This window comes from Nocardiopsis xinjiangensis YIM 90004 (genome assembly GCF_000341145.1).
GTDB lineage: Bacteria > Actinomycetota > Actinomycetes > Streptosporangiales > Streptosporangiaceae > Nocardiopsis > Nocardiopsis xinjiangensis.
Genome location: NZ_ANBE01000003.1, coordinates 42,806 through 57,510 on the forward strand (window position 1 = coordinate 42,806; position 14,705 = coordinate 57,510).

The window sequence follows — 14,705 nt, forward strand, 5'->3', positions numbered from 1 at the left end:
CAGGTCGGTGCTGTACTGGCGTTCGTTCTTGTCCCCGGGGGCGACCACACGCCAGTACCCAGGGAGTGGGGCATGACTACGAGGCAGAGCGTCCAAGATCCCGAAGGCCACGTCGGCGCGGCGGAGAGTCGCGGTGCTGCGTGCCGGCAGGCCAGGGGCCGCGAGAAGGCGCGATACCTGCAACGCCATGGTGGACGTGGGAAGCGTGATCGCCCACGTGCGACCGTCCGGATCCATGTGTTCCCCCTCGTGGGGATCGCGCAGGGTGCATTCGTGTTCGGGGCACGGCTTCACCGGGCGGGTGTTCGCAGTCATCACGCAACGGTCCTCTCGGTGATGTCGCAGAGCACTGCGGTCCCGGTACGGTTCCTGTCCGCGCGGTGGAGCGCTTCACGCCTTTCATGAGCCACGTAGTAACCACGCACCAGCGCGGGGGGAGCCTCGACCTCGCGGGGCTCGACCACGGGCACAACAGAGGAGAGAGCCGTACGGGGGCGGTTGTCGGCAGGCTTACGCGGGGCGGGCACCAGCGGGGCAGGGGCCTCGCTCGTGTGCCCTTCGACGACGTAGCGCCGGACACGGCCGGAGCGACGACGGCGAAGCTCTGCGGAGAGTTCTCGAAGGTAGCCGAACGGGGTCACGTGAACCCCGCACGTAAGACGGGACAGCCGCACGAGCACGGCGAAAAGGGCGATAGCGTAGCCCACGGCGAACACCTCATCTGTTCGTCCGGGCCCGGGGTGTTGCTAGCACCGCCGGGCCGCTCTGTTCGGTTGTGGAGCCCTCACCTTACTTGCTATAGGACGCGGTGTATAGCAAAGGGACGCGTCCCTTACATTTATGCAGCGCAGGACCGGTTTATCGTGCATCCATGAGCAGTCCCGAAGACTTCCAGCCATCGAACGCGGCTTACCTGTATCTGGAACTTGCCGACTTCGTGGCAGGGCAGATACAGCGCGAGGACCTGAAGCCCGGTGCCCGGCTTCCCCCCGAACGGGAGTTCGCAGAGGAGTACGGCGTTTCGATCGGCACGGCGCGGAGGGCGACCCGAGAGCTTCGGGAACGGGGGCTCGTGATCACGCTCCCGATCAAGGGAACGTTCGTGGTGGACCGGTCAGAGGGCGTATCCGGCTCCTGACCGCATTCGGGCCCGCTCACTCTCCGCTCCGGTCGGCGCAGCCCCGGAGCAAGGGGCACGTGAGAGCGGTCCGATAGCGGGCCCCCTGTCCTGGAATGCTTTCCACGAGGGCGACCCGGGTGGCACGCCATCGCAGTTGGGGCGGGTTCCCGAGCGATGCGACAGTGGCTTCCAGGTCGCGCGGGGGACGACTACGGGCGATCGTGATGTGCGGTACGTAGGGACGCGCGCCGGTCTCCACTCCGGCCTCCTCCACGGCCGCCCGCAGATCCTCGACCAGTGCGGCCAGCGCGCGCGTGTGTCCGCCCACCCCGGCCCACAGGACGGAAGCGCGCCGGGCCTGCGGAGGGAAGGTGCCCCAGCCGTCGAGAGTGAGGTCGAGCGGCGGGTGCGCCGCGGCGGCCCGTTCGAGCCCCGGCTCCAGGGCGGGCAGGCGTTCGGGGGCGACCTCCCCCAGGAACACCAGGGTCAGGTGCCAGTGCTCGGGGGCGATCCAACGCAGCCGTGGCTCGTGGCGGCGGCCGCGCCGGACCGCGCCACGGAGGGCGTCGGTGACCCGGCGCGGCGGATCGAGTGCGGTGAACAGGCGCATGGGTGCGGCCTTCCCTCTGGCGGGTTGTCCGAGTACCGCGCGGGCGGTACTCTCCCTGCGGCCGGCCGCAGAACCCGCGCTGAGCTGGATTTTCCCCGTCCCCTGACCGGAGTCTCCTTCTGTGCTCGAGCTCGCCGCCGTCTTCGCCGCCCTGGCCGTGGCCTCCCTGGTGCGGATCGCGGCCGGTTTCGGCTACTCGCTGGTGTCGGTGCCGCTGATGGCTCTGCTGATCGACCCGGTGGCGGCGGTGGTGATCGCGGCGGTCACGGCGGTCCCGCTCAACCTGTGGGTGGCCGTGCGCGACCGGGCGCATGCGCACCCGAAGCTCTCCCCGCTCCTGTTGCTGTCGGCCTTGGCCGGGGTCCCGTTCGGGTTGTGGGTGATCAACGTGGTCGACGAGCGCACCCTGTTGATCCTGATCGCGACGGTGATCGTGGTGAGCACGGTACTGATCTGGTTCCGAACACCGATCCCGGGCGGCACGCCGTCCGTGGCGGGGATGAGTCTGCTGTCGGGGGCCTCGTTCTCCGCGACCGCGATCGACGGCCCGCTGCTGGTGGCGGGGATCCAGGGTTCGAAGTACGGCGGCCTGTCGCCCCGGACCCAGCGCGCGACCCTGAGCACGACCTTCTCCGCGACGAGTGTGGGGACGCTGATCGGATTCGGGCTGACCGGTCAGCTCACCGCCCAGGTCGGGGTGGCGGTGCTGGTCGGAGTGCCCGCGATGGTGCTGGGCACCGTCGCGGGCGAACGGGTCTTCCGCCGGATGGACGCCGGGTGGTTCCGCCGCGCCGTGCTGGCGTTGATGGTGGTCAGCTCGGTGTCGATCATGACCCGTGTGGTCACGGCCTGACCGGCACCGTCGCCTCCGGTCCTCTCAGCGTCGGGCGCTCTCGGTCCCCTCGGACGCAGCGGCCGGTGACCCGCCGTCCTTCTCGGCGGCGCCCTCGGTCCCGGCGGGCTCCTCGACCGCCTCGGCCGGTTCCGGCGGCCGTCCGTCGTCGATGCGGGCGGTGGTGAACAGTTCCCGCAGGCTGACGCCCTTGGCCCAGCGCAGCACCAGCGTGAGCACCACGACGACGGCGACCGTGACCGTTCCGCCGATGAACATGCTCGTCCCGGGCCCCCAGGTGTCGGCGAGGAACCCGACCACCGGTGCCCCGATCGGTGCCACGCCCATGAACACCAGCAGGAACATGCTCATCACCCGTCCGCGCATCTGCGGGGCGACGCTGAGCTGGAACGTGGCGTTGAGCGTGGTCACGAAGGTCATGAACGCAACACCCATGGGCACCAGCACCACGACGAAGGCCAGGTAGGACGGCATGGTCCCGGCCACGGCCTGCAGCAGTCCGAAGGTGAGGGCACCGAGCAGCACCAGACGCATGTGGGGGCGCTCGCGCCGCGCGGCGAGCAGGGCACCGGCGAGCGAACCCACGGCCAGACAGGCCGCGGCCCACCCGAAGGCGTCCGCGCCCGTCTCGAAGACGTTGTTGACCATGAGCGCGAGCTGGTTCTGGACGTTGGCACCGAAGAACTGGGTGCAGGCGGCCAGGGCGAGCAGCACGATGAGGTCGTGGCGGGAGGCGATGTAGGCCAGGCCCTCACGGATCCGTCCCTTGCCGCCGGCCGCGTCACGGTCGGTGCGGTTGAGCTCGGAGGGGCGGATCATCATCAGCGCGAGGATGGTGAACCCGAACGAGGCACCGTTGAGGAGGAAGACGGGCCCGCTGCCGACCCAGGCGATGAGCAGTCCGGCGACTGCGGGTCCGGTGACACGGCCGAGCTGGAAACTGGCGCTGTTGAGCGCGATCGCGTTGGTCAGGTGGTCACGGCCGACCATCTCGGGCACGAAGGACTGCCGTCCGGGGTTGTCGACGACGGTGACCATGCCGAGCCCCAGGGCGAACAGGTACACGTGCCAGACCTCGGCGGCGCCGGCCGTGGCCAGGAGACCCAGCCCGACGGCGAGCACGGCCATGACGCTCTGGGTACAGATGAGCAGTCGGCGTTTGTCGATCCGGTCGACGAGCGCGCCGCCCAGGAGACCGAAGAGGAGCATCGGCAGGAACTGCAGGGCGGTGGTGAGGCCGAGGGCGATGCCGCTGCCGCCGCTGAGTTGGAGGACGAGCCAGTCCTGGGCGATGCGTTGCATCCAGGTGCCCGGGTTGGACAGCAGCTGGCCCGCCGCGTACAGGCGGTAGTTGCGCACGCCCAGGGAACGGAACATGGAAGCACGCTTCAACGGTTCCTCCCCACCTCTCTGCCGTGGTGGGGAGGAACCGTCGTGCATGGGGTCCCGGGACGGGGACCAACGTGGAGTAAACGGCGTTGACACATCTCTGGGAACAACGCCGTTCACCCGCCCCGGCATTCCCTGTGGCCGGAAACCACGGGGAGACCGGGAAAGACCGACCTGGTCAGCCGATGAGGGCGTAGATCGGTGCTTCCGCGAAGTGGATCAGGAAGACCAGGGAGACGAGCCACATGAGCGGGTGGACCTGGCGCCCCCGGCCCGTCACCAGGCTGATGAAGGTGTAGGCCATCAGGCCGAAACCGATGCCGTTGGCGATGGAGTAGGTGAACGGCATCATGATGATCGCCATGAACGAGCCCATACCGATGGCCGGGTCGCTGAAGTCGACGTTGACCACCTGGGACATCATCATGAACCCGACGATGACCAACACCGGGGTGGCGGCCTCGAAGGGGATGAGCTCGATCAGCGGGGTGAACAGCGTCGCGAGCATGAACATGGCGCCGGTGACGATCGACGCGATGCCGGTGCGGGCGCCCTCACCCACACCCGCCGCGGACTCCGCGTAGAGCGTGGCGACCGATGCCGAACCCAGACCGCCGAGGATCGTGCCGGCGGAGTCGGCGAGGAGCACCTCGCGGGTGCCCTCGATGTTGCCGTCCTCGTCGGCGAGGCCGCCCTGGTGGGCGACGCCGACCATGGTGCCCATGGTGTCGAAGAAGTCGGCGAGCAACAGGGTGAAGATCAGCATGAGGACGGTGGCCAGGCCCACGTCCGACCACCGCGCGGCGATGTTGAGGCCGCCGTCGGCGAACAGGCCGATGAGGCCGAAGTCGGGGACCGCGACGAACTCACCGAGGCTCGTGGGCAGGGTGGGGGACTCGCCAAGGCTCCAACCGAGCCCGCCGGCACCGTCACCGATCAGCGTCTCCACCGCGATCGCGACGGTGGTTGCCACCCCGATGGCGATGAGCAGGGCGCCCTTGAGGTTGCGCATGTAGAGCGCGATGCCCACGAGCAGACCGAGAACGAAGATCACGATCGGCCAGCCGCTGAGGCTGCCGTCCGAGCCGAGCTGGACGGGGGGGTCCTCGGCACCGGTGATGAAGCCGGCGTTGGAGAGTCCGACGAAAGTCAGGAAGAGGCCGACACCGACCGCGATGCCGACCTTGAGGCCGGGGGGCACGGCAGCGAAGACCGCGGTACGGAACCCGGTGAGCACCAGGATCAGCAGTACGATGCCCTCGATGATCACCAGCAGGAAGACGTCCGCCCAGGGCAGGAGCGGTGCGATCCCGTAGGCGACGACCGCGTTCAGGCCCATGCCTGCGGCGATCGCGAAGGGATAGCGGCTGACCACGCCCATGAGCACGCAGGAGAGCGCGCCGATCAGGGCGGTCATGGCCGCGACCTCGGGGATGCCGAGGGTCTCGCCGTTGACGTCCTCCGCCGTCCCGATGATGAGGGGGTTGAGGACCACGATGTAGGCCATGGCGAAGAAGGTCGCCAGGCCGCCGCGGATCTCCCTGCCGAGGGAGGATCCGCGTTCGGTGATGTGGAAGTAGCGGTCGAGCGCTCCGCGTGGAGCGTCGGAAGTCTGGGAGGGGGGTGGGGTTGCTGCGTTCACGTCTTCACTCTGACCTGGTCGCGTTGGCGGGCATCACGGACACTCAGCAAGATTAGTTGCACTTTCGCACAACAGCAGACACATGTTGCGCAGAGGTTTCATGCAAATCACTGAATAGTTGGGGTGTGAGGACGAACGGTGTGATGTAGGCATCAAACGGACACGCGCCCCGGAAAAACGCGCCCGCGAGAGTCCGCGGGCCACCTCTCGTCCGCGTTCGCGCCCGGGCGATACCCTGGACCCGTGCGCAAACCTCGCCAGCCGGATCCGGACGTCCACGAGAGCGACTACCGCGTGCCCGCCGCCATCGGCACGCTCGCCTGGACCGCCGCCCTGGTCCTCCTGCTCGCCATGGACGAGGGTCTCCCCGAGTCCGAGCAGTGGTGGATCGGCGTGTGTCTGACCGGCATCGCCCTGGGGGTCTTCGGGTTCCTCTACATCCCGCGCCTGCTCCGCAGCCGCGGAGAGGGCCCGGAGCAGACCGGGGACACGGAGGGCACCGGGGCCGGAACGGGCGGGGCCGCCCACCGTGCCCCGCGGGACACCACGGCCGGGACCGGGGAAGACACCGCGCCCGGACGCCCCTGAGACCGTCCGGCAGTCGGTTCCGGTCCCCCACCTGGCCGATAATGGACGAGTGTCTGAGACAGAATTCCCGCGCGGACTCGCCGACCGGCTGCGTGGCATCCTGATCGACGCCGATTACACGGTGTCCGGGGTGCGCGACCGTCTCGGCGACGCCGCCGCCCGCGCCCTGGCCCGCGAGGAACTGGTGCCCGCAATGCGCGCCACCGGCGGGGACGAACGGCTCGGACTGCTGCTGCGTCTGTGGTGGCTGCAGTCACCCATCCCCGAGCGTGCGGCCCGCAAGATCCTGCCCGTCGAGGAGCTGGCCGAGACCGGCCTGGTCACCCTCGAGGAGGGCGAGCGCGGACGTGTCGTGCGCGCCCTCGTCCATCTGGGCCCGTGGGAGCTCGAGGAAGGCCGTCCCGGCTTCGTCATCTCCGACCCCAAGGTGCGCCCGGGCAGCGGCGCCGTGCCCCGCCCCGACCACGTCGTGGGCGCCGGGAACGCTTCCTCGACGTTGTCCCAACTCATCGTGGACGGCCCCTTCGACCGCGCCCTGGACCTGGGCACCGGCTGCGGCGTGCAGGCGCTGCACCTGGGCTCGCGGGCCCGCGAGGTGGTCGCGACCGACCTCAACCCGCGTGCCGTGCGCCTGGCCGGCATCAGCCTCGCGCTGTCGGGGCGATCCGACGCACACCTGCTGGAGGGCTCGCTCTACGAACCGGTGGCCGACGACCGTTTCGACCTCATCGTGTCCAACCCGCCCTTCGTGATCACACCCGAGGCCTCGCGGTACACCTACCGCGAGTCCGATCTGCCCGGGGACAGCGTCTGCGCCGAACTGGTGCGCGGGGCCCCGGCCCATCTGACCGACGGCGGATGGTGCCAGATCCTCGCGAACTGGGTGCACGCCGACGGCGACGACTGGGAGGACCGTGTCGGCGGCTGGATCGCCGGGACGGGGTGCTCGGGCTGGGTGGTCCAGCGCGATGTGCAGGACCCCGCGGAGTACGTGGAACTGTGGCTGCGCGACTCGTGCGAGCACGGGACCCCCGAGTACACGCGGCGCTACGACGCCTGGCTGGACTACTTCGAGCGCGAAGGCATCAAGGGCATCGGTTTCGGCTGGATCAGCCTGCGCAAGGACGCCGCCCAGGACGCGACCGTGCGCGTGGAGGAGCTGCGGCACGGGATCGAGCAACCGGTCGGCCCCTACCTGTCCGAGGTCGTCAACGGCGCGATGACCGCGCACCGGCTGACCGACGCGGCCCTGCTGTCGGCGCACGTGGCGTTGGCACCCGGTGTGGTCGAGGAGCGGGTGAGCAGGCCCGGGGCACCCGATCCGGAGAAGATCCTGCTGCGCCAGCGCGACGGGCTGCACCGCGTCGCACGTGTGGGAACGGTCGAGGCCGCGCTGGCGAGCGTGTGCGACGGGACGATGCCGGTGGGGCCCCTGTTGGACGCGATCGCCGAGCTCATGGGCGAGGACCCGGCGGTGGTCCGTGAACGGACCCCGGACGCGTTGCGCACGCTCATCTCGGAGGGTTTCTTCCGCGTCGCGCGGTAAGGCATCCGGGCGCGCGCCCCTGGAGACCCGGGCCCGCGGGAACGCTGGGTGCTCGGGCCCCGGCCGGGAACGAAGGACCTCAGAGTTCCCGGCCGGTGTAGAAGGCCACGGTCCGCGCGGCCGAGGCCTCGGCCGCGGTGGGTTCGCCGCCCGCGGCGACATGGGCCTCGCCCCAACGCTGCCCGGAGAGCATGACGAAGTCGCGGTAGGCGGCCGACTCCTCCCATCGGGTGTCCCCGTCGGGGTTGGGGTCGCCGGTCCCCAGGTACCGGTCCAGACCGAGCAGCGCCTGCTCCCAGCCGATCCCGGTGGCCGCGGGACCGTACTTCTCCCAGTGCTCGTCGACGGGCGCGGCGTGTGCGACACGCAGGCGGCCACGCGTGTCGGAGAGCGCGGTGCAATGTACCTCGAGCTCGCTGTATCCGCTGAACTCCCACGTCACACGGAAGGAACGCGGTGGGTCACAGGCCAGGATCCGGCCGGCGGTGTTGTCCTGCACCTGGTAGGTCCCCTCCTCCTCCAGTTCCCCGGTGACGGGTACGAACCACCGGGCGAGGCGTTCGCGGTCCGTGCAGAGCCGCCACAGTTCTTCGGCCGCGGCACCGAAGTCACGGGTGAGCACGACCGCGCACTCCTCACCGTCAGCCGTGGGTTCGACCTCGACCGTGCGGTCGACCGCTCCCACCTGGTTGTTCAGGTCCATCGCTGTCCCCTTCCCTCCTCCCTGCCCGTCATTCCCCACAGGGTCGTCACCGAACGTCAGACGCCGCTGAGCACCACTCGGCCGCGTGCGGTCCCGGTGTCCTCCCCGCCCACGACCACGTGCGGTGCCAGGGCCGAGGTCTCGACCTCGCGGTCGCGCTCCAGCGCCACCAGCCGGGTCTCACCGGTACCGATCTCGGCCAGACCCTCCGGCAACACCACCGTGCACTCCGCGGACTGTTCCAGGTGGGAGAAGGGACACCTCCGCCTCGCTCCCGGACGGGAACGGTTCGGCGGGGTGCAGGCGAGGGGCCCGAACAGGACTGCCGCGGGGGCCAGGACGCGGAGAGGGGAAGGGGCCGACCGGTGCATGGGGAATCCAGTCATCGACGAGGGGAGAGGGAACATACCCGCAACGGCGTCCGCTCTCTCCCCCTGTACGCCCGCTCCTCAGTCCAGGTCGGCCTCGGCCAGCAGCCGGGCGACCGCCGACGGGTCGCGCAGCGCCGCCGCGAGCAGATGGCGGCGGGACCAGGCTCCGGCCCGCCAGCACAGGGCGCGGGCGAGCCCGTCGGTATTGGCCGCGTGCACGGCGTCGTCGCCGACGTACCAGTCGAGTCGGGTGCCGTCCACCGTCAGGGACTGGTGGTGCAGGTAGGTGCGGTCGGCCGGGTCCAGGAACAGCTCCGCCTCGTCCGGGACCGGCCGGATCCGGCCCGCCGAGCCCACCCGCCCGGTCACGGTCTCGCTCGCCAGGTCGAGGTCGAGCACGTCGGCCAGGCGCTCCGCGAGGGCGGCGGAGGCGATGACCAGGGGCCCGTCCAGGAGCGGCAGCAGGTCGGGGGAGTCCACGACGACGGTGTCCTCGGCGTCGGCGACCACGATGGAGCCCTCCCGTAGCGCGCGCACGCGGGTGGGCGGGGAGACCGTGTCGGGGTCGACCTCGGCCATCGCCGTCCACAGGCTGTGGAGGGTGCCGCGCCCCACGTGCCGTTCGGGGTCGGCCAGGCGGCTGAGCAGGTCGTCGGGCCCGCCGGGGTCGGTGAGCAGGTCGGCGACGGTGGTCCGCACACCCAGGGCCCGCGCGAATTCGCGGTCCACGGTGGCGGGCGCCTCGTCGTAGAGACCGGCCAGGGCGGCTTCGGCGTCACCGGCACGCAGTTCGACGGGGGCACGGCCGCCGAGGCGGGCCCGGGAACGCAGCCACCAGGCCGTGTAGGAAGGCACGTCCTGGACCCGGCCGTCGGGCAGGAGCACACGGGTGGGCGCGGTCACCGCCTCACGCAACGGTCCTTCGGCGAGCATGGCGAGCGCCTGCGGCCACCGGTCCTCGGCCACGCAGTCGAGGTCGGCGACACAGACCAGCTCGGGCACGACCGGGGGCAGCTCGGGATCGCCGGCACGCTCGATCACGTCCTCGGCCCAGTCCTCGATCCCGTCGCCGTCGAAGTCGTCGGTGATGTCCTCGCCGAGCGCGACCTCCTCGGCGCGCACGAGGGTGAACTCCCACAACGCGCCGACCGCCCGCAGCACGTCGGTTCCGTGGCGGTCGACGAGGTCCTGGTGCACGGTCCCGAAAGGTGCGTCGGCGGCCAGCAGGTCGGCCAGGGGTGCTCCGGGCACGAGGAGTTCCCCGGCCACGGAGTAGCCGTCCTCGTCGTCGCGCAAGGCCAGTTCCGAGAGCCACGGCAGGTCGTCGGTACTGCTCCCGGAGGCGGAGGCCAGTGCCAGGACGGCATCGGCGACCGGGTCGGGGTCCTCGGCGTCGAGGGAGTCGCGCACGGCCGCCTCGGTACGCGGGTCGGCGAGAACGGTCGCGGCGGTGGCCTCGACGGCACCCAGGCGCAGCAGGAGCGCGTGGGCGGCCTCGGGGTGGACCACACGCACACCGAGCGCCTCGGAGTCCGTGGGCCGCCAGTCCCCGGTGGGCATGAGCAGGGAACGCGGCCCGCGCACGAGCCGGCCGTCGACCAGCGGCACGGGAAGAGCGCCCAGGTCGGTGGTGTCGGCGGTGGACAGGGTCGCGTACAGGTCGGACCACCAGCTCGGGGGCCGGTCGGTGTCGGAGAGCAGGTCGGCGAGTTCGGCCAGGCCCAGACGCCGCACCTTGAGCGCGGTGAACGCCGGGTGGCGGGGGTTCCACGCCCCGGGCAGGACCTGCGGGATCAGCTCGGCCAACTTCTCGGCCGCCCCTTCGGCTCCCCCGCCGGTGTCGAGGAGTACGGCATCGCGCGGGGCGGCGGGCATGCCCGCCTCGGTGACCAGGAACGGGGTGTCCTGCAGCGGTTCGGCGACCCGGGTCCGAAACACCGCGTCGACGGCGCCCCCGGCCACCTTGGCCCCGGGCACCAGATCCAGGGCGGACCGGGCGTCGAAGCGGCGCAGGAGCGCGCAGTAGGCGTTGGCGGCCTCCATGAGCAGGAGGTCGGTGACGGTGCCGGCCTGGACACCGCGGCGGTCGGTGCTGAGCGGGAACGTGCCGATCAGGACCGCGGGCAGGTCGAGGGCGGTGTCGGTGGGGGTCGGGGCGTGCACGACCGGTTCGACGTCGGAGGGCATCGGCGCGACCCGGCCCTCGGCGTCGACGGGGACCGCCCAGGTGAGCTGCCACGCGCTGCGTTCGCGTTCCTCGGCCGGACGGTCGGAGAGGGCCTCCGAGGAGAAGCGGCCCGAGCGGGAGAGCAGGCGCCAGGCGGTGGTGCGTTCGCCGTACGCGCTGCGGTTGGTGGTCCTCAGGTCGGCCGCGCCGCCCTCGTCCCGGGTGAGGACGTGCTCGGCACCGTCCACACGCACACGGACCTCGGCGAGGCCGTCGAGCGCGAGCAGCAGCGCCTCGCCGGTGCGGTCGAGGAGTTCGCGCACGCGCTGGGCGGAGTCCTCGTCGCGCAGCACGAGGGTGACCGCGGTGTCATAGCCCTCGGGGACGCTCGTGTTCTCGGCGGGGAAGGGCAGGCGCAGCATGGGTACGTGCCCGGAGCGGCGTTCCACCTCCAGGGCGAGTTCCTCGTGGGTTCCGTCGGCGGCGAGCAGGTCGGCCACGGCCCCGCCCGCGCTCGCTCCGGAGAAGCGCACCGCACCGGTGGAGGAGGCCACGGTGACGTCGTCGCTCAGGGCGGCCACGGCGGAGAACCCTNGTCGACAGGGACTCCACGCCGTCGGCGGTGATCGGGGAACCGGTGTTCGCGGCGGTGAGGCGGTCCTCGCTCAGTTCCAGGAACAGGTGGCCGGGCCGACCGGACCGGAGGGCGGCGTCGGCGGCGTTCTGTGCCAGTTCCACGACGACACGGTCGCGGTAACCGCCGAGCGCGAAGTCCTCCTCGGCGTTGGCGTCCTCCCGGAACCGGGCAGGGGCGTCCGCCCAGGCCGCGAGCACACGCCGACGCAGTTCGGCGGTGTGGAAGGGGTCGGTCGCCGCAGCGACCGCGGACTCGGCCATAGTGGACTCCTCGCGCGCTGGGGACACAGGGACCGTCCGCGGCGGGGCGCACGCGGTAGAACGAGCCTAAGACATGCCCGGAGCGGGTGTGCCGCGCCACGCGCCCGCCTCTGCGGCCCCGGGGCCGCTGGTTGTCCCCGGACATGACGACGCCCCGGCGTGCGCCGCACGCCGGGGCGTCGGTCGGTCAGGAGTCGGCGGAAACCAGCTCCAGCTCGGTGGTGTCGTCGAAGATGATGTGGTCGTACCCCATCTCGTCGATGACCGGCGCTACCGGCTCGTTCTGCGACTCGGGTGCGCGCACCTCCGAGTGTGCTCCGCAACCGTGGTCGAGGGACACGACCCGGCCGTCGTCGGGCGCGTACTCGTTCGTGCACACACCGAACATCTTGCGCAGCTCACCAGCGAGCGGGGTGAGGAAACCACAGGTCGCGCACGGGGCCGGGGCCTGGTCGGCGACCGGGGTGCGCGGGCCTGCATCACCCTCGTACCACCGCTGGGCGGCCCGCTCGCGGCCGAGCTCCGAGAGGACGTGGCTGCGCCCCAGACCCAGCTCCCAGATCATCTGCTGGTCCACACCCTCGGCCTCGAGATCGGTCTCGGGGACCTGGGCGTAGCCGGGCATCAGGCGCATGTCGCCTTCCTCCGTGGGCAACAGGTCGCCGGCCCCGACGTCGCCGGGGCGCAGGCGGTCCTTCCACGGGACCCACTCGGGCGCGGTCAGAGCACCCTTGCCCGGCAGGAGGACCACCTCGTTGACCGTGACCCTCTTCGCGCGCGCGGCGCGGACCACGGTGACGGCGTAGTTCCACCCCGGGTATGCGGGGTCCAGGCACGTGAAGTAGTGCGTGACCAGGCGCGTGTCCTCGACCTGGGGGGTGAGAAGCTCACCCACCCACTCGGGTCGCCCGATCTCGGCGGCCACCGAGCGGGCGAGATCCACCGCCTCGATACATGCCTTGTCCGGTACAGGAGAACGTCGAGAAGGGCTCACGTTTTCCATTCTCACTGATGGTGAGCACCGATCTGACCAATTCGGCGGTCCGAATCAGTCAGTTCCGGGTCACGGGTCGGGCACGAACGGCGTGTCGTACCCGACCCCGCGGCCTCAGACGTCGAGCTCGTCGGCGACCACACGCAGCACGGACGCGACCTTGGCCGCCTCCCGGCGATCGGGTCGGCGCCCCTTGCGGTAGCCGCTGGAGAGGCCCTCCAGGAGCTTGATGAGATCCTCGGTGATGACGACCATCTCATCGGGTTTCTTCCGACGGGCCTCGACCACCGAGTGTTGGGAGTCCAGCAGCTTCACCTGGAGCGCCTGGGCGCCCTTGCGTCCCTCGGCCACGCCGAACTCCACACGCTGTCCCGTGCGCAGCGCGGTGGTTCCGGCGGGCAGGGAGGAGGAATGCACGAACACCTCACCGCCGTCGTCGCGCGTGAGGAAACCGAAACCCTTGTCTCCGTCGTACCACTTGACCTTGCCGGTGGGCACTGGGTGACCTCATGCTTTCAATATCGGGAACCTCAGGACCGAAACCCGGGGCGCCCGACCGCGGCGTTCCCGTTCGTTCCCTGGGCGGTCCCTCTGGTTTCCGTGAGTACTCTCCCAGGCTACCGGCAGGGGGTATCCGGGCGCGAGAACATAATTCCTCTGTGGACGCCCCTGGGCATGGGAACGAGGCCCGGATGCGGATCATCCGGGCCTCGGGTCGACGACGGCCCCGCTCACCGCTGGGTGCGGAGTAATGGGACGGGACTCGGCGGAAACCGGGGTCCGTCTCGACGCGGTCGGCGCCCATGCTGGCGGGCTGGGGCACCGTTACCGCCGCGGCCCAACGAAAAAGGCCGTGTACTGACATGGGTACCCGAAACAGCGTCCCCGGACGCGTCGTAACGGCCTGGCCGGAAAAGGTTATTCCGAGCATTTGCCAACCGGTGACCCAGCGAGCCCCGGACGATCACACGGTTCGGACCACTGCCTCCTTCCGTCGGGCCGCACGAAGTACCCGCGGGAAGAGGTAGAGCACACAGACGAGGTTGGCCAGCCCCAGACCGACCACGCCCGTGGCGGTCAGCGATTCCAGGACGTACTCGTCGATGTAACGGGCATCGCCGGTCCACAGGGCCATCCCGAACACACAGGCGAGCAGCGGGAGACCGATACCGATCCACGTGTCGCGCCCGTTCCACACCTGGCTCAGGGCGACGAGCACGGCGGCCAGGACCCACACGAAGGCCAGGTCCATCCACCAGGGGACGGTCAGCAGCATCAGCCCCAGTGCCGCGGCCTCGGCCGGGTGGGTGCGCACGACCAGAGCTATCCCCCGCAGGGTTCCGGTGCTCTTGGTCCTCGCCTTTCGGCGCACGTCCGTGTCGGTCTGGCCGGGTCCCTCCAGCAGACCCATCAGGCCCATGCTCGGCCCGCCCCGCCAGGGCGGCGGCGGCCGGTTCGCGTGCTGGGGACGATCGGGGATGAGTTCGTTGTCCTCCAGGTCGAGGTTGCGTCCGCCGCACTCGCGCTCCACCACGTCCTCGGCGCTGCCGAACCCGCGCAGGATCCCGCGTACCGTGTCCACGTGGTCGTCCGGGGCCGCCCTGCGCCGCTCGTCGATCTTCGATCGCAGCTCTGCCAGGAAGGCCGTGCGTTCCTTCGCGGTCAAGTGTCCGTACGACGCCAGCCCGACCTCGGACAAGTAGTCGAGTACCAATTGTTCCGAGCGCTGGTTCATGGGCCCATGGTGGCCGAGAACCATCCGGCTTTTAACCCCTCCTTGCGGATTTCGGCCACCGTTGAGGCGGCACCCCTCCCCGAGCCGGAC

At 70.6% G+C, this 14,705-nt stretch carries 12 protein-coding genes and 1 pseudogene; 4 read left to right on the top strand and 9 right to left on the bottom strand.

Features of this window, described 5'->3' with window-relative positions:
* Positions 1–871: 871 nt before the first annotated feature.
* On the top strand, positions 872–1,138 hold the full coding sequence (locus D473_RS0100625; protein ID WP_017607156.1) for a winged helix-turn-helix domain-containing protein: 267 nt from the start codon (positions 872–874) through the stop codon (positions 1,136–1,138).
* Between the two features lie 16 nt (positions 1,139–1,154).
* On the opposite strand, the gene thpR is transcribed toward D473_RS0100625, so the two are convergent.
* A complete protein-coding gene (gene thpR / locus D473_RS0100630) occupies positions 1,155–1,730 on the bottom strand; it encodes an RNA 2',3'-cyclic phosphodiesterase (protein WP_017607157.1) in 576 nt (191 codons plus the stop codon).
* Between the two features lie 121 nt (positions 1,731–1,851).
* Between thpR and D473_RS0100635 the strand changes: the two genes are divergently transcribed.
* Complete coding sequence (locus D473_RS0100635) at positions 1,852–2,583, top strand: sulfite exporter TauE/SafE family protein (RefSeq protein ID WP_017607158.1); 732 nt, start codon at positions 1,852–1,854, stop codon at positions 2,581–2,583.
* 24 nt (positions 2,584–2,607) lie between these two features.
* On the opposite strand, the gene D473_RS23900 is transcribed toward D473_RS0100635, so the two are convergent.
* Both D473_RS23900 and D473_RS0100645 read right to left on the bottom strand, forming a co-directional pair.
* On the bottom strand, positions 2,608–3,960 hold the full coding sequence (locus D473_RS23900) for an MFS transporter (protein WP_017607159.1): 1,353 nt from the start codon (positions 3,958–3,960) through the stop codon (positions 2,608–2,610).
* Positions 3,961–4,150: 190 nt separating this feature from the next.
* Positions 4,151–5,614: an NCS2 family permease gene (locus D473_RS0100645; RefSeq protein WP_017607160.1), complete on the bottom strand. Its 1,464-nt coding sequence runs from the start codon at positions 5,612–5,614 to the stop codon at positions 4,151–4,153.
* A gap of 243 nt (positions 5,615–5,857) precedes the next feature.
* Here D473_RS0100645 and D473_RS0100650 point away from each other — a divergent pair, with 243 nt between their 5' ends.
* Positions 5,858–6,202 (top strand): DUF2530 domain-containing protein, encoded by a 345-nt coding sequence (locus tag D473_RS0100650; RefSeq protein ID WP_017607161.1) that lies wholly within the window; start codon positions 5,858–5,860, stop codon positions 6,200–6,202.
* Positions 6,203–6,251: 49 nt separating this feature from the next.
* Positions 6,252–7,748 carry a DUF7059 domain-containing protein gene (locus D473_RS0100655; RefSeq protein WP_017607162.1) on the top strand — a complete coding sequence of 499 codons (1,497 nt, stop codon included), beginning with the start codon at positions 6,252–6,254 and terminating at the stop codon, positions 7,746–7,748.
* 79 nt (positions 7,749–7,827) lie between these two features.
* Here the strand turns inward: D473_RS0100655 and D473_RS0100660 are convergent, their stop codons facing one another.
* The 6 genes and pseudogenes from D473_RS0100660 to D473_RS23910 all read right to left on the bottom strand — a co-directional run bounded on the left by D473_RS0100660 (position 7,828) and on the right by D473_RS23910 (position 14,615).
* The gene (locus D473_RS0100660) at positions 7,828–8,451 is read right to left on the bottom strand and encodes an SRPBCC domain-containing protein (protein WP_017607163.1); all 624 of its coding nucleotides are present in this window, start codon (positions 8,449–8,451) and stop codon (positions 7,828–7,830) included.
* 56 nt (positions 8,452–8,507) lie between these two features.
* On the bottom strand, positions 8,508–8,672 hold the full coding sequence (locus D473_RS27405; RefSeq protein WP_017607164.1) for a hypothetical protein: 165 nt from the start codon (positions 8,670–8,672) through the stop codon (positions 8,508–8,510).
* Positions 8,673–8,900: 228 nt separating this feature from the next.
* A pseudogene (locus D473_RS25395) lies at positions 8,901–11,886 on the bottom strand (ATP-binding protein).
* A 187-nt stretch (positions 11,887–12,073) separates the two neighbouring features.
* Positions 12,074–12,829 carry a DUF3027 domain-containing protein gene (locus D473_RS0100675; protein WP_017607166.1) on the bottom strand — a complete coding sequence of 252 codons (756 nt, stop codon included), beginning with the start codon at positions 12,827–12,829 and terminating at the stop codon, positions 12,074–12,076.
* A gap of 165 nt (positions 12,830–12,994) precedes the next feature.
* On the bottom strand, positions 12,995–13,378 hold the full coding sequence (locus tag D473_RS0100680) for a cold-shock protein (RefSeq protein ID WP_017607167.1): 384 nt from the start codon (positions 13,376–13,378) through the stop codon (positions 12,995–12,997).
* Between the two features lie 466 nt (positions 13,379–13,844).
* Positions 13,845–14,615 carry a hypothetical protein gene (locus D473_RS23910; protein ID WP_033352421.1) on the bottom strand — a complete coding sequence of 257 codons (771 nt, stop codon included), beginning with the start codon at positions 14,613–14,615 and terminating at the stop codon, positions 13,845–13,847.
* Positions 14,616–14,705: the final 90 nt, after the last annotated feature.

Excerpts from the sequence above, each read along its gene's own strand:
- D473_RS0100660 (WP_017607163.1), bottom strand. The coding sequence starts at position 8,451 with ATGGACCTGAACAACCAGGTGGGAGCGGTCGACCGCACGGTCGAGGTC.
- thpR (WP_017607157.1), bottom strand. The coding sequence starts at position 1,730 with ATGCGCCTGTTCACCGCACTCGATCCGCCGCGCCGGGTCACCGACGCC.
- D473_RS0100625 (WP_017607156.1), top strand. The coding sequence starts at position 872 with ATGAGCAGTCCCGAAGACTTCCAGCCATCGAACGCGGCTTACCTGTAT.
- D473_RS23910 (WP_033352421.1), bottom strand. The coding sequence starts at position 14,615 with ATGAACCAGCGCTCGGAACAATTGGTACTCGACTACTTGTCCGAGGTC.
- D473_RS23900 (WP_017607159.1), bottom strand. The coding sequence starts at position 3,960 with ATGTTCCGTTCCCTGGGCGTGCGCAACTACCGCCTGTACGCGGCGGGC.